The organism is Paenibacillus sp. PvP094 (genome assembly GCF_040546835.1).
Classification (GTDB): Bacteria; Bacillota; Bacilli; order Paenibacillales; family Paenibacillaceae; genus Paenibacillus; species Paenibacillus illinoisensis.
Window position 1 is genome coordinate 2,917,807 of the sequence record NZ_JBEPOM010000001.1, and the last position, 20,248, is coordinate 2,938,054.

Annotated in this window: 19 protein-coding genes; 10 read left to right on the forward strand and 9 right to left on the reverse strand. The window is 48.8% G+C overall.

Going from position 1 to position 20,248, the window contains the following annotated elements; genetic code table 11:
• Positions 1 to 2 precede the first annotated feature (2 nt).
• The 4 genes from ABIC22_RS13425 to ABIC22_RS13440 all read right to left on the reverse strand — a co-directional run bounded on the left by ABIC22_RS13425 (position 3) and on the right by ABIC22_RS13440 (position 4,047).
• Complete coding sequence (locus tag ABIC22_RS13425; protein ID WP_186812144.1) at positions 3 to 761, reverse strand: ABC transporter ATP-binding protein; 759 nt, start codon at positions 759 to 761, stop codon at positions 3 to 5.
• A gap of 119 nt (positions 762 to 880) precedes the next feature.
• A complete protein-coding gene (locus ABIC22_RS13430) occupies positions 881 to 2,320 on the reverse strand; it encodes a sensor histidine kinase (protein WP_354481380.1) in 1,440 nt (479 codons plus the stop codon).
• A 24-nt stretch (positions 2,321 to 2,344) separates the two neighbouring features.
• A complete protein-coding gene (locus ABIC22_RS13435; RefSeq protein ID WP_127539720.1) occupies positions 2,345 to 3,040 on the reverse strand; it encodes a response regulator transcription factor in 696 nt (231 codons plus the stop codon).
• A gap of 188 nt (positions 3,041 to 3,228) precedes the next feature.
• A complete protein-coding gene (locus tag ABIC22_RS13440) occupies positions 3,229 to 4,047 on the reverse strand; it encodes an AraC family transcriptional regulator (RefSeq protein WP_095361747.1) in 819 nt (272 codons plus the stop codon).
• A 207-nt stretch (positions 4,048 to 4,254) separates the two neighbouring features.
• Between ABIC22_RS13440 and ABIC22_RS13445 the strand changes: the two genes are divergently transcribed.
• Together ABIC22_RS13445 and ABIC22_RS13450 are read left to right on the forward strand one after the other, a co-directional pair.
• On the forward strand, positions 4,255 to 5,031 hold the full coding sequence (locus tag ABIC22_RS13445) for a sugar phosphate isomerase/epimerase family protein (RefSeq protein WP_095292272.1): 777 nt from the start codon (positions 4,255 to 4,257) through the stop codon (positions 5,029 to 5,031).
• A gap of 64 nt (positions 5,032 to 5,095) precedes the next feature.
• Positions 5,096 to 6,115: a Gfo/Idh/MocA family protein gene (locus ABIC22_RS13450; RefSeq protein WP_127539721.1), complete on the forward strand. Its 1,020-nt coding sequence runs from the start codon at positions 5,096 to 5,098 to the stop codon at positions 6,113 to 6,115.
• Positions 6,116 to 6,300: 185 nt separating this feature from the next.
• On the opposite strand, the gene ABIC22_RS13455 is transcribed toward ABIC22_RS13450, so the two are convergent.
• Positions 6,301 to 7,248 (reverse strand): aldo/keto reductase, encoded by a 948-nt coding sequence (locus tag ABIC22_RS13455; RefSeq protein ID WP_095361701.1) that lies wholly within the window; start codon positions 7,246 to 7,248, stop codon positions 6,301 to 6,303.
• An 18-nt stretch (positions 7,249 to 7,266) separates the two neighbouring features.
• The gene (locus ABIC22_RS13460) at positions 7,267 to 8,271 is read right to left on the reverse strand and encodes a Gfo/Idh/MocA family protein (protein WP_354481385.1); all 1,005 of its coding nucleotides are present in this window, start codon (positions 8,269 to 8,271) and stop codon (positions 7,267 to 7,269) included.
• 118 nt (positions 8,272 to 8,389) lie between these two features.
• Here ABIC22_RS13460 and ABIC22_RS13465 point away from each other — a divergent pair, with 118 nt between their 5' ends.
• The 3 genes from ABIC22_RS13465 (at position 8,390) to ABIC22_RS13475 (ending at position 10,448) form a co-directional block, all read left to right on the forward strand.
• On the forward strand, positions 8,390 to 9,226 hold the full coding sequence (locus ABIC22_RS13465; RefSeq protein ID WP_127539723.1) for an AraC family transcriptional regulator: 837 nt from the start codon (positions 8,390 to 8,392) through the stop codon (positions 9,224 to 9,226).
• Between the two features lie 119 nt (positions 9,227 to 9,345).
• Entirely contained in the window at positions 9,346 to 9,750 is a 405-nt protein-coding gene (locus ABIC22_RS13470) for an Rrf2 family transcriptional regulator (protein WP_127539726.1), read from the forward strand.
• Positions 9,751 to 9,998: 248 nt separating this feature from the next.
• Positions 9,999 to 10,448 carry a nuclear transport factor 2 family protein gene (locus ABIC22_RS13475; RefSeq protein WP_127539728.1) on the forward strand — a complete coding sequence of 150 codons (450 nt, stop codon included), beginning with the start codon at positions 9,999 to 10,001 and terminating at the stop codon, positions 10,446 to 10,448.
• A gap of 126 nt (positions 10,449 to 10,574) precedes the next feature.
• Here the strand turns inward: ABIC22_RS13475 and ABIC22_RS13480 are convergent, their stop codons facing one another.
• Positions 10,575 to 11,954, reverse strand: a complete 1,380-nt coding sequence (locus ABIC22_RS13480; protein ID WP_354481389.1) for an MFS transporter — start codon at positions 11,952 to 11,954, stop codon at positions 10,575 to 10,577.
• Positions 11,955 to 12,165: 211 nt separating this feature from the next.
• Here ABIC22_RS13480 and ABIC22_RS13485 point away from each other — a divergent pair, with 211 nt between their 5' ends.
• Both ABIC22_RS13485 and ABIC22_RS13490 read left to right on the forward strand, forming a co-directional pair.
• Positions 12,166 to 12,489, forward strand: a complete 324-nt coding sequence (locus ABIC22_RS13485) for an ArsR/SmtB family transcription factor (RefSeq protein WP_127539732.1) — start codon at positions 12,166 to 12,168, stop codon at positions 12,487 to 12,489.
• A 209-nt stretch (positions 12,490 to 12,698) separates the two neighbouring features.
• Positions 12,699 to 12,899 carry a Spo0E family sporulation regulatory protein-aspartic acid phosphatase gene (locus ABIC22_RS13490; protein WP_354481392.1) on the forward strand — a complete coding sequence of 67 codons (201 nt, stop codon included), beginning with the start codon at positions 12,699 to 12,701 and terminating at the stop codon, positions 12,897 to 12,899.
• Between the two features lie 26 nt (positions 12,900 to 12,925).
• Here the strand turns inward: ABIC22_RS13490 and ABIC22_RS13495 are convergent, their stop codons facing one another.
• Positions 12,926 to 13,804 carry a carbohydrate ABC transporter permease gene (locus ABIC22_RS13495; RefSeq protein ID WP_095292286.1) on the reverse strand — a complete coding sequence of 293 codons (879 nt, stop codon included), beginning with the start codon at positions 13,802 to 13,804 and terminating at the stop codon, positions 12,926 to 12,928.
• A 34-nt stretch (positions 13,805 to 13,838) separates the two neighbouring features.
• On the reverse strand, positions 13,839 to 14,804 hold the full coding sequence (locus tag ABIC22_RS13500; protein ID WP_095361708.1) for an ABC transporter permease: 966 nt from the start codon (positions 14,802 to 14,804) through the stop codon (positions 13,839 to 13,841).
• Between the two features lie 248 nt (positions 14,805 to 15,052).
• On the opposite strand from ABIC22_RS13500, the gene ABIC22_RS13505 reads away from it, so the two are divergent.
• From ABIC22_RS13505 to ABIC22_RS13515, 3 genes are all read left to right on the forward strand, one after another.
• Positions 15,053 to 16,816 carry a sensor histidine kinase gene (locus tag ABIC22_RS13505; RefSeq protein WP_154896664.1) on the forward strand — a complete coding sequence of 588 codons (1,764 nt, stop codon included), beginning with the start codon at positions 15,053 to 15,055 and terminating at the stop codon, positions 16,814 to 16,816.
• Positions 16,791 to 18,383 carry a response regulator transcription factor gene (locus tag ABIC22_RS13510; protein ID WP_354481396.1) on the forward strand — a complete coding sequence of 531 codons (1,593 nt, stop codon included), beginning with the start codon at positions 16,791 to 16,793 and terminating at the stop codon, positions 18,381 to 18,383. Before ABIC22_RS13505 ends, ABIC22_RS13510 begins: the two co-directional genes overlap by 26 nt.
• Positions 18,384 to 18,525: 142 nt before the next feature.
• Positions 18,526 to 20,178, forward strand: a complete 1,653-nt coding sequence (locus tag ABIC22_RS13515) for an extracellular solute-binding protein (RefSeq protein WP_154896666.1) — start codon at positions 18,526 to 18,528, stop codon at positions 20,176 to 20,178.
• Positions 20,179 to 20,248: the final 70 nt, after the last annotated feature.

Below are 20,248 nucleotides of genomic sequence, written 5' to 3' on the forward strand. Positions count from 1 at the left end.
CGTTATTCCTTCCCCGATACAAAGGCAAAAATCATGTCCTCACGGTCATGAACCTGATGCTCGTTATAGGGTTCGAATTCGAGAATGCCACCAACCTTACCGTCCCGGATTAATATGAGACGATCGGCACGGCAGGCTGCCTTGATATCGTGAGTGACCATGACAACGGATTGCCCTTTTTGATGAATGTCTGTCAGGATGTCGAGAACAGCTTTACCATGCTCCACATTCAGACTTCCAGTCGGTTCATCGGCGAAAAGGACGTCAGGAGTATTGATCAAAGCCCGTGCAATGGCGGCTCGCTGCTGCTGGCCTCCTGAAGTCTGGGAGGGAAGACGGCTGCTCAGACTGTCAATATCCAAGGATTTCATCAATTGGGCTGCCCGCAGCTGAATTTCATTCTTTTTGGTTCCGGCGATGTAACCCGGCAATGCAATATTCTCTCGAATAGAGAGATCCGGTACGAGATTAATACTTTGATAGATATAACCAATCCGGCGAGTGCGAAAATCAGACATTTCCCGCTCGCTGTAATCATCGATGCGTTGTTCCTGAAAATAGACTTCACCAGCAGTTACATGATCCAGACCACTCAGCAAATAGAGCAGGGTGGATTTGCCCGAACCCGAGTTGCCCATGATGACGGTAAAATCCCCTTGATATATATCCAGATCAACATTGCGTATGGCATGGTATTGTTCCGGGCCTGCGCTGTATGTTTTGCATAGGTTATGTGCACGAATAATCGGTGTTTTGCTCAAGAAAATCACTCCCCAAGGCAGTATACGTTTTATTTTAGAGGGGGGATGTTGAGGAAGTCTTATCAAATTATGAATAAAGTCTTACAGGCTGAATGCCAGCCTGAATGGATTGGGACGAGTCAGCAGACCGGCAGGCTAAATTGAAAGCTGGTTCCTTGCCCCTCTTTGCTTGAAAAGGATATGCGTCCCCCGTGTGCTTCAACGATATTTTTGCAAATGGACAAGCCAAGGCCTGTACCTTCATGCACGTGTCTGGATACAGGAGACGCTTGCCCCCGGAAATAACGTTCAAATACAAAAGGCATATCTTGTGCCCGTATTCCCGGACCCGTGTCAGTGATTGTCACAATGAACTGATCGGCTCTCAGCTCTGTATGAATACGAATGGCATCCCCGCGATGGGTGTGCTTCAGTGCATTGGATATGAGATTGGCCAGCACTTGTTCGATCCTTGTGGTGTCCATGCGGATTAACACATTCGGAACGGATTCGGGCGTTTCATATGTTAGACCTTTCATGCGCACAGCATGTCCGAATGATCCAAGTATGGCTTCAAAAGTGGGACCACTATAAACTTCACGCGGCTCTACGGATATCTGACCCAGTTCCTGCAGCGCATGAAGTAGCAGATCTTCAACCAATTGGGCTGTTTTGTCCGTGTGGGTCTGCATGATTCGCATATACTCCATCAGGGTTTCCTCATCTGCGCACATTCCTTCCATAATGGCCTCAATATACGCTTTAACCGTGGTAATGGGTGTTTTGATATCATGCGAAATATTGGTAATGAGTTCCTTTTGCGCCTGTTCTTGCTTCGTGCGTTGTTCACTCAAATACTTGATTTCGGTGCGCATCAGATCGAACATGGCATATAATTCGCCTACTTCGTCTGCATGTTTATAATGAATTGGCTTATCGTACTGTCCCTTGAGAATAGATTCAGCATGATGCTGAAGCATATGTACCGGTGACAGTAATCGTTTATGTATTTTGCGATGCATGGTTAACAGAAGAATGCCGAGAATAAGTGCGATTATGATGGATATGCCTGCAACCAGATAAGGCAGGATGGATGAAGGCTGGACAGTAACCATGGCTTTAGGGATGGTAAAGATGGCATTTCCGATCTGAATTCCATCCGCAGCATGGAGGACAGGGAAAGCTATGTCCACTACATCCTCTCCATGGTTGGCATGTCCGGCATGGTTCACATCATAATGCAAGGCGGATGCCAGATGGATATGTTCTCCTTGAGAGGATGGATCGGAAGAGAATAGGATCGTACCGTCCAGGCCGACATAGGATAACTGGATGCCTTGCTCTTTGGCGAGGGCACGAACGTTTTCCTGAACCTCCGGGCTGGTGAGTTGATGATGATTCTGCTCCAAAGCAAGCATCACCGGATTGATGATGAGCCGGACCAGATGAATGGACAAGTTGGACTCCTCTGTATGATGACCTGACCGATCCACGGCAAGTGTCAGGCTGCATCCAAGGAGAGAAATAAGCAGAATGAGTACGGCGATCAGCCAGCGTTTGGACCATTGGAGTAACAACATCGAGATTGTGGTCTCCCATCTATCTTAGTGGTTGAATTTGTAGCCGACTCCCCAGACTGTCTTCAGAACAACAGGCTCGGAGGGGGTAGCTTCAATTTTCTCTCTCAATCTTCGAATATATACAGTGACCGTATTTTCATCCCCGTAAGCATCGTATCCCCAAACAGCGTCCAGCAGTTGTGACTTGGAGAACACCTGATTCTTGTGGCTCGCCAGGTAGTACAGCAGTTCGAATTCCTTCGCAGAAAGTGAAACTTCATCTCCACTTACCGTGACCTTGTACGCTTTCTTGTCGATTACCAGGTTGGACAGACGAAGAAGATGTTCCTCCTCACGCTCGGATGCAAGACTGTCATACCGCCTGAAATGGGCATTGATTCGCGCAAGCAGCTCACTCAGGGAGAAGGGTTTGGTCATATAATCATCTGCCCCAAAGCCCAAACCAAGCACCTTGTCAGTATCACTTCCTCTTGCACTTAGAATGAGGATTGGAATATTGTTTCTTCGTCTTATTTCACGGCATACCTCAATACCATCCATATCCGGAAGCATGATATCCAGGATAATATAGTCCGGCTGCAGCATGTCCATCAGTTGCAATCCATCTTGTCCAGTGGCTGCGACTGCCGCGTCATATTGGTTTTTGTTCAGATAGTCTCTTACAATACGTGAAATGTCTTGCTCGTCTTCAATAATGAGTATTCTACGTGAATGAGGCATAGGTATCGCTCCAATAAAGGGTAATGGAAATTTCGTTAATGATGGTTGAATCTGTAAATGACTATGATTTTAACTATACAGGGTTATGTGAGAGGAGTCATGAATAAATTTGGAGCAGTAAAAAGTTCAAAGAACCCATAAACATAACCTGTTTACAGGTCGTCATGGGTTCGAGATTCCAGGTGATGTTACACATGCTCCATATCAAAAGACGGGTGGGACTGGGATTTCAGATATTCCAGAGGGGACATTCCGAAGTGAGCGCGGAACACCCGGTGGAAGTAGGAATAGCTGGCGAATCCACACGTCTCGGCGATATGCTCCAGTGTCATCTCACTGTACTTCATGCGTTCCAGTGCGACATTCAGACGAATTTCAATAGCGTACTGGATCATGGTTTTGCCGTAGTGTTCCTTGAACAGCCGTACTGCGCGTGACAGACTAAGACCAGCGTAACGGGCAGCCTCCTCAAGTTTGAACGTAACGGTAGCATGTTCCTCAATGAAGCGCTTTAGCTTCAGAGTGGAGGACACGCTTCGATCCGTCTGGAGACTTTCGCTAATCGCACGGTCGATGTACAGACAGAGTCCGCGTAATAGGGCATCTTTTAACTCCTCATTTTCTTCAAGAGGTCCCCGGCGCTGCTCCAGCAAAATATTGCGCCACAGGCTGACCAGCTTGTCATCCAGTCCAATTCGGTTTACGGTAGGGCGCTGAATTCGCTTCCACCACTGATCAATCCAGGAACCTTCACAGAACAAATAATAATCCCCGCTGGACAATCGTCCTTCCTTATGCGGTTCTGCGACCACGAGATGATAGTCATCTCCTGGTTTCAACAGCAGCAAATCCCCGCTCGTCATCGTAAATTCTTCATCCTGCACATATACCTTGCAGGAGCCTTCGGTTTGCAGACGGAACAGGTAGGTCTGAAGCTCGCCCTTCATGTTGTGGTTAAATGCCTTGTAGTGATAAGAGTAGTCACAGATCAGTACTGAAGTCTTCAACGGTTCCAAAGATGCAATCCTCCAATATAGGTATCCTGCATGCACTTTTATAGGTGAAATCATCGTGATGCAAAATACTGGAATAAAAAATCAGTCAAATAGTTCATGTTCTGACGATATTGTATATGTTCATTCTAGCCTGTTTTGCGGTAGGATGATACCAGATAGAGCAATGAAAGCAAATTTGAGAGCAGAGGTGTATCATTCATGAAAAAACTTAATATTGGTTTGCAATTGTTCACCCTCCGTGATGAAACTGCAGCAGATTTTCGTGGCACATTGCGCAAGGTAGCAGAGCTTGGTTATGAAGGTGTGGAATTCGCTGGTTATGGTGACATTCCTGCCGAAGAGATGAAAGCATTGCTGGATGAACTGGGCCTCAAAGGATTCAGCAGCCACGTTTCCCTGCACGCGATGCGCGAAGATTTGCAAAAACAAATTGATTACCTCAAAACGATTGGGGCTCAATATATGATCTGTCCTTACCTCATGCCTGAAGATCGCCCTGACAATGCTGAAGGCTGGACCAAGCTGTTCGCTGAACTGCAGCAATATGGTGCGGAAGCAGCGAAACAAGGTTTGATCTTTGGTTATCACAACCATGACTTCGAATTCCATGGCCAAGTTGGCGACAAAAATGCCTTTGATGCCATGTTCGCTGAAACGACGCCTGAGGCTGTACAAGTGGAAATGGACGTCTGTTGGGTCCAATTTGCGGGACAAAATCCGATCGAGTATATTAATCAATATGCAGGCCGTCTGCCGCTTCTCCATCTGAAGGACTTCAGCAAAGACGAACAGGGTCAGATGAAAACACTGGAACTGGGACAAGGTTCGGTTGACCTGCCAGCAGTTATTGAAGCATCAACGAGCGCAGGCGTGGAATGGCTGATCGTGGAACAGGATGTATGTCAGAATCCTCCACTTGAAAGCGTAGCCAACAGTTATAACTGGCTCAAACAGAACTATCTGAACCAATTTTAATCTAGCAATTCAATCATTAAATGAAGCAAATGCTGAATCTACTTGTCAAAGGGGACATTAATCCATGAGTAAAATTAAAGTTGCTGTATTCGGCTGTGGAGCCATTGCTGAACGCAGACATATTCCAGAATACGCTGCTAATGAAAACGTAGAGCTTGTCGCTTTTGCCGATCCAATTGTGGAGCGTGCAGAGAAAATGGCCGAAACTTACGGCGGCAAAGCATACTCCAGCTACGAAGAGCTGCTTGCAAATGAAACAGTTGATGCAGTTAGCGTATGCACACCTAACTATCTGCATGCCTCCATGGCCATTGCTGCTGCGAATGCAGGCAAGCACGTGCTGGTTGAGAAGCCGATGGCTGTTACTACCGAAGAAGGCGAGCAAATGATTGAAGCTGCCAAGAAAAACGGTGTGTATCTGATGGTTGGACACAACCAACGCCTGATGCCTCCACACGTCAAAGCAAAAGAAATTCTGGATTCCGGCAAACTGGGTAAAGTGCTGAACTTCCGTACTTCCTTTGGTCATCCAGGACCGGAGGCATGGAGTGTGGACGGAGCAGAGAGCTGGTTCTTCCGTAAGGAAGAAGCAATTATGGGCGCCATGGGTGATCTCGGCGTGCACAAGTCTGACTTCATCCGCTATTTGCTGAACGATGAAGTGTCCGAAGTGGCTGGGTTCATCAGTACCCTGCACAAAGAAGGCACGGAAGTGGATGACAATGCGACATGCTTGCTTCGCATGAAGAGCGGTGCCATTGGTACACTCGTTGCCAGCTGGACTCAATACAGAGCAGGAGATAACAGTACGGTTCTGTGGTGCGAGAATGGCGTTATGAAAATCGGTACGGTCGAAGGCGACGAAGTCATCGTCGAGCTGACGAACGGTACGGTTGAAACGTACAAAGTTGGTGCGATGGCAACAAATGAGAAGCAGGTACCAAGCGGCGTTATTGACGCATTTGTGGAATCCATTGTGACTCAAACGCCTCCAAGCATCTCCGGTGAAGAAGGTCTTCGTTCCCTGCAGGTCATTCTGGCAGCCTTCGAATCCGAGAAGACAGGTCAGATCGTTAAACTGTAAGACGGATCCGTTCAAGGTCATTATATATGTTCATGTGAGGGTACCTCCAGCGTTTCTCTGGTTGGTGCCCTCTTTTCATTTACTCTAGTAAGGAAAAGAGACGGCCCTCCAGCATCGAATGTGGGGAGGGCCGTCTCTTAAACCGTACTGCGTATGAAGCGTTCCCGCTCGTTCAGTTCTTGCGGTTACACAACTGGTTTGACGTCGCTCGCAAGATCAAGCCAGGCAATCTCGTCACCAGTCAGAGTCAGGCGTGAGCCTTCGTCACAGGATAACAGCTCATCGCGATTCTGCGCGCCGATCAATGCGCAGGTTGGGAAGGACTGATTCAATACATAAGCTAATGCAATCTGAATGGCCGTCGTATTCTTCGTTTCGGCCAATTCCCCGGCACGGCGCAGTCTTTCCCAATTGCCGTCACTGTAGAAGACACGAACCAGATCAGCATTGTCACGTACCTCAGGTGTGAAACGACCGGTGAAGAAGCCGCGTGCCTGCGAGGACCAGGACAGCAGCGGAAGCTGTGTCCGTTCATGCCATGCCAGCGTCTCTGCATCTGCTGATACACAGCCAGCCCAGAACGGCTCGTTCGCCTTGGCCAGGCTGAGATTCGGGCTGCTGAATGTGAAGCCCTTCAGACCATGTGCAGCCGCATACGTGTTGGCTTCCTCCAAACGCTGCCAAGTCCAGTTGGAGGCACCGATCGCACCAATTTTACCAGACTCAATGTGCTCATTCAGTGCTTCAAGAATGATGCCAACAGGAATGTTTGGATCGTCCCGGTGTAATGCATACAATTCGACATGATCAGTCTGCAGACGTTCCAGGCTGGTGAGCAGATCGCTGCGAATGGCGTCGGCATTGACACGGGGACCGTTCATATCATGGTGGGCACCCTTTGTCAGAATGACGACCTGATCGCGATTACCGCGCTCTTGCATGTAGCGTCCGAGCACTTCTTCACTCTGTCCGCCGCAATAGATGTGAGCCGTATCCACGGTATTTCCGCCAATCGCTAGAAAAGCATCCATATTCGTTGCAGCTTTTTCGTAAGCATCATGCACAAAATAATCCGTACCTTTGATCAACCGGGAAATCGGTTTTCCTGCACCATTAATTGTAATGAATTCCATTGTACACACCATCCTCGCTTATAGTGTAATTCGTGTACGTTCCTCTGCAGAACGAAGGCAAGCTTCAAGTACTTTCATATTGGCCACCGCATCGGATGAAGCAAAACGCATATTTTTACCTTGAAGCACGGCACGTGCCATATCATCCCCCTGCAGGGAATAGTGGTTGACTTGAGGGACCTCAACTTCCCTGCGTTCACCGCCCGCTGTAACGTAGAAGTTCGAGCTGCGGTCCGGATTGCTGATAAATGCGGATGGAACCTCAATTATGCCATCCGATCCAAGCACCTCCAGCGTATTGCGGAATGCTGCCCACATGCTGCTGTCAAACGTGACGCCGACGTGATCATTGAATTCAAGTAATCCCGAGGCCATCATGTCGACATGGTCGTGTTCAGGGGAGAACATGCCAATGACCGTTACCGCTGATGGTTCCTGGCCGAGCAGCAGCCGTGCTGCACTGATGGAATAACAGCCAATGTCATAAAGAGCACCGCCGCCCCATTCACGTTTGAACCGGACATTGCCTGCGGAACCGGAATTGTTGAACGAAAATGTACTATGAATACCGCGAATTTCCCCAATTTCACCGCTGGCAATGACATCTCTGATCTGGTCGTAACGGGGATGATGCCGATACATAAACGCTTCGGCGAGCAGTACTCCGGCATCATCACAGGCTTGCGCCATTTCGCGTGCCTCCTGCTCGGTTAATGCGAGTGGTTTCTCGCACAGAATATGTTTGCCCGCCTCAGCTGCGCGGATCGTCCACTCCCGGTGAAGATGGTTGGGAAGGGGAATATATACAGCGTCAATGGAGTCGTCCTCCAGCAGTGCTTCATAGCTGCCGTAAGCCTGGGGGATTCCAAGCTGATCAGCGGTTTGTTTCGCCTTTTCCTCGTCCCGGCTTGCGATCGCCGCCACTTCATTCAACTCCGATTGCTGCAAACCAGGAATGACAGAACCTTTGGCAATGCTAGCGCTACCAAGAATGCCCCAGCGTAATTTTCGATCTGAATTCATGAGTTGTTTCCTCCTGTGGATGAATGTATATTGTGATTATAAGGAATAGATTGATGAATGAAAATGATAATATATTGAGATCTATTAACACAATATTGCTTGCCAAGGAGAAATATTCATGATGAGACAGACTGTATTGCTAACCCTTCAGGATATTCCATATTTTTGTTATCCCGAGTCCGTTGGCCATTATGTGGATCACCCCGAGCATTCCGTATTGCGGGAGGCCGGTGCACTTAATAACTTCAATATTCACTATGTAGCTTCAGGTAAGGGGTATGTGGAAGTGGACGGGATTATCCATGAGCTTCGGGCGGGTCAAGCGGTACTCTATTTCCCGCAGCAGCGTCAGCATTATTACAGCAGTGAGGATGATCCGTGGGATGTGCGCTGGGTCCATTTTTATGGCGAACGTCTCCATGACTACATGATCGAACGGGGGCTGCACCGCAATCTGCTGTGGACCCTGCGGCAGCAGGCCCCTTGGGAAGAAGCGCATCTGGCCTTGCTCGACGAAGCCGAGCAGAACCGGATGCTGCGCCCGGCTCAGTTATCCACTCTGACGTATGCGGTCCTGGCCGAGTTCGTACAGCATGCAGTGCCACTAAAAAATACACGTACAAGCCAAGCAGAGAACCGCATTCTCGGATTGCTCCCGCAGATGCAGCAGGAGGCATGTCAGCCGTTTTTGCTTCAGGATTGGGCGGATCTGGCGGGTGTCAGCTCGTATTACTTTTGCAAATTGTTCAAGAGTGCCGTCGAGATGACACCGATGGAATTCGTAACCCGTTCCCGGCTGCAGATGGCGAAGCAGTGGCTGCTCGAACGTCCAACGGCCAACATTGGACAGATTGCCGAGGAGGCGGGATACCCGAACGCCAGTTATTTCAACCGCCAGTTCATGGCGCACGAAGGCATGACACCTACGGAGTACCGCGGACTTTATCATAATTAATAACTACTATATATATAGGTTCCAAGTAACCGCGAAATCGCAGATCCCCTGGGGTTTGACAGCGAGCTCAATCAAGTCTATTATGGATAAATTAAATCCGCATACAATGAGGTGCCCTCATGAAATATTCAAAAGCAACCAACTATGCCTTGCATACCATGCTTCACCTTGTGATTACAGAACCGGAGCAGCTGGTTAGTGTTCATCAACTGGCTGATTTGCAGAAAGTATCCCCAACCTATCTGTCCAAAATATTGACCAAGCTTGTTAAGGCGGGCATGATTGAATCCACTTCCGGAGCCAATGGCGGCTATCGTCTGAGTCGCAAAAATCCGGACCCTTCGTTTCTGGAGATTATTCACGCCATTGAAGGGCAGGCTTCCCTGTTCGAATGCTCTCAGAACCATAACGAGGGCTGTCTAATTCAGCAGGTCATGATTCATGCCGAGGAACAGATGGAGAACTATCTAAGCAATAAGAAAATGTCCGAGCTGGCTGCCGAAATGAAGGCGCATCAGAGGTAACGTTTGGGGGAAGAGCGAAGCAGCTTCTAGCTGAGTGCGGCTTACCACTTTACTTTTGTATATAGGTACGAATAGATCCAAAAGTCCGAGGAGAGGCATGAAGCAACATGCCTAGCTTTCGGACTTTTTTCGTAGTGATAGCCAAGCATACAATATGCCGTTGTGCCTAATACAAGCGCAATGGTACAATAAGGAAGATTAATAGATACATATCTTTTAAACCTATTACATCTCTGGAGGGACAACAGATGAGCCAATCAACCATCACAGGACTGGAACAATTGCTTGCACTCGAAAATATCCGTAACACGAAGGCACGCTATTGCCGCTTTATTGATACGAAGCAGTGGGACGCACTGGGCGATGTGTTTGCTCCGGATGCAGTAGCTGATTTCAGTACGGAAGGTAACCCCATTCCGGTATTAACGGGCCGTGACACCATCGTGCAGGTATTCCGTGACCTGGTGGATGTTGCTGTAACCGTGCATCACGTACACAGCGCCGAGGTTGAATTTGTATCCGAGAACGAAGCCAAGGTTATTTCTCCGATGGAGGATTGGGTGACATTCCCCGAAGGCAATGAGAACAAATCCTTCCACGGATTTGGACACTACCATGAGACGTTTGTTCAGATCGACGGTCAATGGTATATCAAGCATACAAGCCTGAAGCGTCTGCGTTTGGATCTGTTTGAATAGTATTCATGAGAGATATAAAGTAAATCAGAATAGCAAAAGCCCCAAGAACATCTTCCATGTCCTTGGGGCTTATTTTATATTGAGAATCCTAGCTTAACCTAGTCTGTCACTCCTTAAGAGCTTGGCTTAGGACGAAGCGGAAGAAGCTTTTTTGCGGGACTGCATGGACAGGTATACCCAAGAGAACATCACGGATGCCAGAGCAACCACGGTCATGCCCCAGAAAATATTCGTGTAGGCTGACGACAAGGACAGCTGCTGCATCGCAGTGAGAGCCACGCCGGTTACGGCAACACTGAATGCACCGCTGAAGAACTGGCTAAGTTGGAACAGGCCCATGCCTGCACCCACCTGATCCATGGTCAGGTTATTGGACAGTTCGTTGGAAACGCTCGTTGTGAGAGCGGAGAAACCTACACTCAGCAGGATATAAATGACCATAATGGCATAGATGCTGTTATCTGCAAACAGAGCGAACAATCCCGCGGCAGCGAGCAGCAGCCATGGTGCAAACCTAAGCAGCTGTGTATTGCCATGTCTGTCAATCATTCGGCCAATCCGGTTGGACAGCAGCATGGAGACAACTGCACCAGGGAAGATAACCAGTCCGGATTGGGCTGGTGTCAGGGCGTACAGATGGGCCAGAATTTGCGGCAAAAGAAACAGGGTCGCAAAGTTGTTAATGTAGGATACGATCCCTAGCGAGCTGAGCATCATATATTTTTTGTTTTTGAACAGGGCTGGCTGAACAAATGGATCGGCCGCACGGCGAATCCGTAACCAGAACAATAGAAGTGCTACGACACCCACGACAAGAGTGACCCACTCACGCGAAGTGAGGAACAGAAGAACGCCAGTTGTTCCGATCGCGAGAAGCAATGCACCCAGCAAGTCGAACGTACCCTTTTGCGGCATTTCACTTGGAAGCAGTTTGAAGAACACAGGGATCAGGAACAACGTTAACCCCGTAACGATAAAGAGATCATGCCATCCAAGAAATTGAGTAATGCTGCCGCCGATGACAGGACCAAGTCCAAGACCAAGGGAACTGGCAGACATAATCACAGCCATGGATTTACCCCGGCGGTCACTCGGAACGTAACGCGTGATGAGCACGATGGCAAGTCCCGGCACGGATGCGGCGCCTGCTGCCTGAATCAGGCGTGCACAGAGCAGGATAATGAAGTGATTGCTGAAGAATCCCAGAACCGATGCTGCACCAAGTAAAGTGAGACCGGTTGTAAACAGCGTCCGAATTGGTACAAAGTCCGACAGGCGTGAAAAGGTAATCGACGATATGGCAAAAACGATGGAATAACCTGTTACAATCCACGAAGAAGCAACAGATGAGAGCTGGAATTCGGCTGCAATTTTGGGCAGGGCCAGGTTGAACATCATCGTATTCATGACGACGAGAACGACCGTGAAACCGAGCAAACTTACAATTAACCCTTCCTGTAATCCGGTCGTTCGTTCCCCGGATGATGCGGTAGCGGTGTTATTCATGAAAACCTCCTTGATCTAATGTGTAATTTCGCAACATTTCAGAAACGGTATGTAACATTTGCAAAATGAGATATACAGCGAATCCCGTACCTGACAGCAGGGGAACCATTGACGAAATTAAAATTAAAGTTCGATTGGTATCGAACATTAGAAATATATCATGGAATTGTGCTAAAATACAATGGATAGTCTGAAAAAAGGAGACTACATTATGAAAATTTTACATCATCCTCAATTGGAGGATATTGAACTTTCTTCCGTGTTGTATGCCTTAAGTGATCCGATCCGTCTTGGTATTGTTGCGGAAGCAGCCAAGAGTGGAGAGCAGCCCTGCAGTCATTTTAATGCACCTGTTGTGAAGTCCACGATGTCCCATCATATTCGCACGCTGCGGGAAGCTGGCGTCATTCGGGTGAGGGTGCAGGGTACCCAGCACTTTCTTACATTGAGGTTGGAAGATCTGGAAACACGATTCCCTGGCCTTATGCAGCCTTTGTTGCAGGCCGCTGCTCAGGCGTCCACCCGTCAGTCCTAAAACTTGTCCTTTCTTCAAGCTGAAGAGGGGGCATTTTTTTATGCCTACTTGGGGGAAGCTCCTTTAATACACCTACTTATTTCAGCCTGTACAAGAAAAAATATACAAATTTTAATTTTGGGGTAATCCGCAGCCCTCCATGTTCCGAATATTATAATAGATGGTCTTTTTTGGGTGATGGATATTGAAGGACAACAGGGGGCGGGAGTATGGTGCATAATCCGGAAACCATTCAGGAATGTATCGAAAAGGCACGGCAAAGACTCTACCAGATCGCAAATTCACATGCGGAATTAATGCATCCGGAGGTTATTCGTCAATCGATGATTCTGGATGAGTTAATTAATGAATATAACAAATCCATTCGTCTAAACAGAAAAACACCCCGAGACAAAAGCCCCGGGATGTGATGATGCGACAATAATTCGCGTTCGTTCTATTCTTTTACCGCCCCAAGCACAATCCCCTTGACGAAGAAACGCTGCAGGAACGGATACACGAGCAGGATCGGCAGCGCGCCAATGAAGATCTGAGCAGCATTGACCGTACGTTGAGACATGTTCTGAAGCTGCGTGGCATCCACATTCATGTTGGAGAAATCCTGCTGTACGATAATGGTCTGCATCAACGTAGCCAGCGGATATTTGGAAGCATCATTCATATAGATGAGCCCGTCAAACCAGGAGTTCCATTGGCCCACCATGGTAAATAGCGAGATCGTCGCAATCGCGGGCATGGACACCGGTAGATAGATCCGGAACAAGGTTGTAATATGGTTAGCTCCATCAATAAAAGCCGCCTCTTCCAGCTCTTTCGGAACATTACGGAAGAAGTTCATCATCAGAATCAGGTTCCAGACCGCAACTGCTCCTGGCAAAATCAGTGCCCACAGCGTGTTGATTAGCCCCAGCTTTTGAATCAAAATGTAAGACGGGATCAGCCCGCCGCTGAACAGCATCGTGAAGATGAAAAACCAAGCATACATAGAGCGCCCTTTGAAATGAAGACTTTCTTTTGATAATGGATATGCCGTCAGAATGACCAGCACCATACTGAGCAGTGTGCCAAGAACGGTACGCTGAACCGAGATCCAGAGCGCACTGAGAAAGTTGCTGTTACCAAACGTTTTGGTATAGGCGTCTACGGTAAAATCAATCGGCCAGAGTGTGACCAGATTGGCGGAGGCTGCCGCCTTGCCGCTGAAAGAGACCGCCAGAATATGAACGAGCGGCAGCACACACAGCAGTGAAACGGCCGCAATGAAGAACAGGTTGAAGCCATTGAATATCCGGTATCCGGTCGTTTTGTGATACAACTTGATTCCCCCTTAAAGCAGTATGCTAAACCCCTTAGAAAATGCGGTAATTGGCGATTTTGTAAGCCATCCGGTAGGCAGTAATGACCAGGAACATCGCGACAAAAGACTTGAATAGTCCGACCGCTGTTGCGAAGCTCATTTTGCCATTCAGGATACCCATCCGGTACACAAACGTGTCGATAATATCACCTTTCTCATACACGAGCGGGTTGTACAGATTGAAAATCTGGTCAAATCCTGCATTCAGAATATTGCCAAGGGACAGCGTTCCCACCACGATAATCATCGGCACCAGGGCAGGCAGCGTAATGTGCAGTGTCTGTTTGAGCCGTGTTGCCCCGTCCACCTCGGAAGCCTCATAGAGAGCCGGATTAATCCCCGCAAGCGCAGCCAGAAATACGATCGTGCCAAATCCGAATTCCTTCCATACATCACTGATGACAACCGTTACCCGAAACCAGTCACCATCTCCGAGAAAGAAAATTGGTTCAATCCCTGCAGCTGCCAGCACCTGATTCACCAGTCCGCCTTCTGGGGACAGCATGTCGAGCAGAATGCCGCCTAGTACTACCCAGGACAGGAAGTGGGGCAGGTACACGAGTGTCTGTGAGAACCGTTTGAAGGTGGAGTTTCGTACCTCATTCAGCAAAATGGCGAATACCACCGGGGCAACCAGGCCGGCCACAATTTTCATGGAAGCAATCAGCACGGTATTCCAGATCACCTGCACACTGTCCGGATACTCGAACATGAACCGGAAGTTATCCCATCCCACCCATTTGGAGCCCGTGAATCCCAGCCACGGTTTGAAATCCTGAAAAGCAATAATAATGCCGCCCATGGGTACATAGGCGAACAGCAATGTGAGCAGTACAGCAGGCAGCAGCATCAGGTGCAGCGGCCATGTGCGTTTGAAGTTCCAGCGGGTACGTTTGCGTGGATTGCGTATCGCCTGCCGTACCGGTGTGTTGGTTGTTAATGGTTGTTCCATAGCCATCAGTGTCCCTCCTTATGTATCGTCCAGCCTCCGCATGGTGAGGCATTTCGGCCTCTTGCAAAAAGTGGAGCAACTGAATTATAGCAATGGAAAAGGGTGCGCTATAGACCAACATTTCAAGGCGAATGTTGATTTGTTAACCTGTTGAGGCCATCCACACTTTCAAAATCAATATAGATATGAAAGGGTTTTCAATATAAAATAGGACTTCGAACACGTTCGATTATATCTCGAGACAGGGTGAAACGATGAAATTCACAGTATTTGCAAAAACGGTCATTCTGCTGATCTGCCTGCTGGTGCCCATCTTGCTGCTCTATACCTATGCCAACCAGGCGAACGTGGACATGGTCGTGGACGAGAAACAGCAATCGAGCTTGAACCAATTCAATTATTTCAGCTCCCAGGTAGATAAAAATATTGAGCAGCTCTCGCTCTATGGGCTTACCCTTCTGAGGGACCCCAGCATACTGCATTACCGTTACATGACGGAAACGACCAGCCAGTATGAGAAGAACAGCATCTATCTCGACATTCTCGACAAATTATCGTTGTACCAGTCCACCAGCCGCTGGAAAAACGACATAACAATCCTGCTTCCACAGGCAGAACTGGTGTTATCCACCAAGGCAAGCCGAACCGTCTTCAATGAGAACATGCTGAAGTATCCCCAGCCTGGCCAGTGGCAATTGGATGAGGGAGGATTCACGTTTTTTTTCACGGACAATTACGAGTGGAATGCCAAGCCAGCGACGACAGGGGTTCGGACCGTGATGGAGATTAATTTTGATCCGATGAATATTGTCGCCATGCTGGACGACTTCAAGGAGGCACAGGGAGGAGACCCTTTTCTGTACGTGCCAGGCAATGATCCCTTATTAAATCGCAGTGCTGACCCTGATCTGGTTCAGGCCATTATGGAAAATATGCCGTTGAACGGGCTCGACAGCGAGGGGAATCACCAGCTGGAGGCCGGTGGCAAGCAGTATCTGGTGAGTTATGTTCCTTCCAAACAGCTTCATGGCGTCTATGTGAATCCCGTTGTACTGGATGATCTGCTCACCCCGATGGATAAGAGCCGGAACATGTTTGTTACATCCATACTCCTGCTGCTGGCCTTGAGCATCGGGGCGGCATTATTGCTCTACCGCAAGGTACAAATTCCCATCTATCGCCTGATGCAGGGGCTGCAGCAGATTCGCAAAGGCCAGCTGTCGACCCGAATTCCGGTGGATCATTCACGTGATGAATTTGCTTACCTGACCCAGAGCTTCAATCATATGGCGGAACAAATTCAGGAATTGATCGAAAAGGTGTACGAGGAACGCATTCGTTCAAGGGAAGCTACACTCAAGCATTTGCAGTCACAGATTAATCCGCACTTCCTGTACAACTGCCTGTTCTATATTAAAAATATGACCCAGCTCGGTCATTCGGAAGCCGTTATTGCGATGTCGCTGAGTTTGGGAGATTACTACCGGTATATCACCCGGGATGAGAATGACATGACAACGGTGGAGGAGGAAATTCGGCTGCTCGACAATTATTTGTCCATACAGCAGATGCGGACCAATCGTTTATCCTACGAAATTGCTGTACCGCAGGAGCTGATGCAGCAGCAGATTCCAAGGCTGCTCATTCAGCCGATTGTGGAGAATGCTGTCATTCATGGCATTGAACCAAGCGAAGGCAGTGGCCATATCGTGGTGACCGGAATGTCGGCCAAAGAGCAAATCCAAGGGAAATCCTTCAACCGCTACAGTTTGTTCGTGGATAACGATGGGGTTACGTTGACATCCGAAGAGATTGAAGAGTTGGAACGGGAAGTGAACGAGCCGATGGGTGAGGAGATCGGTACCGGCACCTGGAACGTGCACCAGCGTCTGGTTACACGATATGGGCATTCATCCGGGCTTCATTTTGCAGCGATTCCTTACGGGGGACTTAGTGTGGAAATACGATGGTTTGAGGAGGAGGAACAATCTCATGATGAATCTAATGGTCGTGGATGACGAACACTCAGCGGTGGAATCCATCGCTTCCTCTATCGCATGGAGGGAATATGGCATCGGTCAGGTATATAAGGCATATTCGGTCAAGGAAGCGTTGCAGCAGATGGCTGCCCATCAAGTTCATATTATCATTACAGATATCCGTATGCCGGGCCTGTCGGGACTGGATCTCGTTAGTCATATTCGGCAAAAGTGGGAGCAGACCAAATGCATTATTTTATCAGGACATGCGTCTTTTGATTATGCAAAACAGGCCCTTAAACATGGAACGGTAAGTTATCTGCTTAAGCCGGTGCGCGATGAAGAATTGATCGAAGCTGTGCAGCAGGCCTCCGTGCAGATCCGGTTGGAAGGAGAGAAGCAGCAGCTGCATCAGCGTGCCATGTATTCAGTAAGGGAGCATTTGCCGGAGAAAAGGGCCGAGTTAATGAAGGATGTGCTGCTCGGGCGCAAGTTTGCCGAAGATGAGCTCGTGAGCAAGCTGGAACAATTGGAGATCGGCTTTCGGCCCCAGGATAAAATGCAGCTGCTGCTGATCCGTTATGATGACCCACAGCCAACGCACAAGGCATTTCGATTAATGAAATACGCCATATCCAATGTGGTGGAGGAAATCTTCAGCAGCAGCTACCATCTCTGCCATACCGATGATGCGTATGATGATCTGGTGTTCATGGCCAGTCCGAAACAGGCACAGTCTGAACCGGAACTGCTGATGGGACGGCTGGGCGATCGATTGATACACAGTGTGAAGCAGTATTTGAATGCAACAATCTCGCTATCGGTCAGCAAAACAGGCCGTTTCCCGCATCAGGTACCGCAGCTGTATCACCAGGCTGTAAGTGCCTTGCGGAAGCAGAGTGAAGCAGGGAAAGGATTGCATCTGAATGCCGCAACCAGCTCGCACGGAGCCTCCTTGAAATCACTTACTGCGCTCTATGAACCACCTGGTCTGACAACGCTGCTGGAAGCCGGGAGAATGGAGGATGCACACCGCAAGATCGATCAGATCTTTGCCGAGCTATCAGGCAGTGTATTTCCGGAGCATGTCTACGTTGCCTTTCATTATCTGGCGGCCGCTTTCTCTTATATGGCTCACCGGGAAGGCAAACAGTTATCCGATGTGCTTGGAGAACAATATCAGCAGCTGCTGAAGGATGGCTATGGTGTATCGCTGCGGAGCCTGGAGGCATGGACCCGGAACGTCATGCAGCAATGGACAGAGCGTACCCAAGACTCGGGTCAAGAGAGCGGGTCCACCTTGATTCGGCAGGTACAGCACTGGATTGACCATCATCTGGGAGAAGATCTGTCCCTGCAGGTCATTGCGGGTGAGGTGCATCTGCATCCGGTGTATTTGTCCAAAATGTACAAACAGTCCACTGGCGAAGGCATCAGTGATTACATTATTCGCTCCAGAATGGAACGTGCCGTGCACCTGCTGAAACATACCGGGATGAAGATCTATGAAGTCGGCCAGGAAGTGGGCTATAACAATACCCCTTACTTCATTCAAGTGTTTCGCAAGCATTATGGCCTGACACCACAGGATTTTCGGAACGGTTAACAAATCAATATGAACATTGAAATTGTGATATATGTTTGCCTCCCCGGCTGCACTATCCTTTTCATGTAAGGTGCATGAAGCATGGATGGATGATGCGAGATGCACAAAGGGTATCCAAAGTTACCTGAGGAGGGGTTAGTTCATGTATAAAAAGATGATGACGGCAGTGCTTGCATTAACCATGGTTGCTGTAACAGCATGCAGTTCGGGGGCCAAAGAGGAACCTGCGAAGGAAGCGGCTGCGCCGCTTGCGATGCAGAACGGGAAGTACGAACCAGCGGTGCAGATGAGCTACTTGAGGGCTTGGAACGATGACACGAAGTTTAAGAACGGGGAAACGGCACAGAGCAATGTGCATACCAAATGGGCCAAGGAGCGTCTCGGCATAGAGCTGACCACACCATGGGCTGTGTCCGTGACTAATGACGCCTTTTATACGAAGCTCCGCCTGTCTCTGTCTGCCAACGAGGAGCTGCCGGATATCGTCTCCATCCGTGGGGACTACAACCTGGTGCGTGAGTTGATTGAGTCCGGCAAGTTCGCTGATGCGGGTGCACTGTTTGATAAATATGCATCTGACACGTGGAAACAGGCATCCGAATCGGCACCGGAGGAATGGTATCCTTACATGTATGAAGGTCAACGTTACGGCATTCCGATCTTCGATTATGCCTACAACGGCGATCCGGTGATGTTTATCCGGGAAGACTGGCTGAAGAAGCTGGGACTGGAAGAACCGAAAACGATCGATGAGCTGGTTGCGGTCATGGATGCATTTACGAATCAGGACCCGGATGGTAATGGCAAGAAGGATACGTATGGTTTGACTGTCGGCATGAAGAATGCGCTGAATACATGGATGACGGAATCCGGCTGGATCTTCGGCATGTATAACACGATGCCAGGACAATGGAACGAGGCTGAAGACGGAACACTGCAATACGGCTCGGTGCAGCCCGGAGTGAAGGAAGGTCTTGCTACAATGAAAGACTGGCTCTCCAAAGGTTATCTGCCCAAGGAAGCTGGCGTATATGATGAGATCAAGGCAGCTGAACTGTTTACGGCAGGCAAGGCCGGGATCATCGTGGGTCCGCACTGGATGCCTAACTGGCCAATTGATGACGTGAAGAAAAATGTGGACGGTGCCACCTATAAAGCCATCGCTCTGCCAACCGGCCCGACGGGTGAGAGTCATCATCATGGTTCCGGGGCCAGCAACGGGGTTGTGTTGATCAACAAGGATATGGCTAACCCGGAAGTGTTCTTCACCTATCAGAATTATCTGTTCGATAACTTTGCCAATCCGGAGGTGGGCAGCGAGTTCGAGCATGGGTTTGCCCAAGGATATGATTATGACATCGTGGACGGCAAAGTCGTGGGCGAAGCTGAAGTGAAAGATGGCGTATCGCCGCTGAAATACACGATTACCTATGACGGTGCACGGATTCCAAACCTGATGATGGATACGCTCGCAGAACTCGCGACAGGCAAGGAACCTGAGACGCCTTTTGAGAAAAATACGAGCATTGCCAACAAACCGGAAGTATTTGCTGCAGCTCAAGTTGTCGTTGCACATAAGGATGATGCGATCAAGAACAAGTTCACGGGTGCGCCAACCGATACAATGAAGATGAAGAAGGATGCGCTCGACAAGCTGGAGAAGGATACGTTCAGCAAAATCATCTATGGGCAGGTTGGCATTGAGGAATTCGATGCGTTTGTAACGAAGTGGAAGTCGATGGGTGGCGACGATATTACCGCTGAAGTAAATGAATGGTTTAAGACCGTGAATTAATACGGTAAACGGTTTATGGTATGAATTGAAATGTAAAATTGACATGAGAACGGAGAGGACAGAAAAGACC